Below are 1,090 nucleotides of genomic sequence, written 5' to 3' on the forward strand. Positions count from 1 at the left end.
GTTTTACTACTTCTAACTTAACAGGACCAAAAGGAACTGACGGAGCAAAAGGAGAAATTGGAGCGCAAGGTCCTCAAGGAACAGCTGGAAAAGGAATCACAACTACAGTTGATAATGGAAACGGAACGTTTACAATTACGTATACTGACGGATCAACTTTTACCACTTCAAACTTAACAGGACCAAAAGGAACTGACGGAGCAAAAGGAGAAACTGGAGCGCAAGGAGCAACAGGAACTGCAGGAAAAGGAATCACAACTACAGTTGATAACGGAAACGGAACGTTTACAATTACCTATACTGACGGCACAACTTTTACCACTTCAAACTTAACAGGACCAAAAGGAACTGACGGAGCAAAAGGAGAAACTGGAGCACAAGGAGCAACAGGAACTGCAGGAAAAGGAATCACAACTACAGTTGATAATGGAAACGGAACTTTTACAATTACGTATACTGACGGATCAACTTTTACCACTTCTAACTTAACAGGACCAAAAGGAACTGACGGAGCAAAAGGAGAAACTGGAGCACAAGGAGCAACAGGAACTGCAGGAAAAGGAATCACAACTACAGTTGATAATGGAAACGGAACGTTTACAATTACGTATACTGACGGATCAACTTTTACTACTTCAAACTTAACAGGACCAAAAGGAACTGACGGAGCAAAAGGAGAAACTGGAGCACAAGGAGCAACAGGAACTGCAGGAAAAGGAATCACAACTACAGTTGATAACGGAAACGGAACTTTTACAATTACGTATACTGATGGATCAACTTTTACTACTTCTAATTTAACAGGACCACAGGGAGTTGCAGGAACTGCTGGAGCAAAAGGCGATACAGGAGCACAAGGTCCTCAAGGAATTGCAGGAGTAAAAGGTGATACAGGAGCTAAAGGAGATACTGGAGCAACAGGTCCGCAAGGAGTTGCAGGAACTGCTGGAGTAAAAGGTGATACTGGAGCAAAAGGCGATACAGGAGCACAAGGTCCTCAAGGAATTGCAGGAGTAAAAGGTGATACAGGAGCTAAAGGAGATACTGGAGCAACAGGTCCGCAAGGAGTTGCAGGAACTGCTGGAGTAAA

Annotated in this window: 1 pseudogene; it reads left to right on the top strand. The window is 43.4% G+C overall.

Features of this window, described 5'->3' with window-relative positions:
• Positions 1-1,090 (top strand): annotated as a pseudogene (locus ACHRVL_RS23010) (spore surface glycoprotein BclB); the annotation flags it as partial.

Source organism: Flavobacterium sp. FlaQc-28 (assembly GCF_044007415.1).
GTDB lineage: Bacteria > Bacteroidota > Bacteroidia > Flavobacteriales > Flavobacteriaceae > Flavobacterium.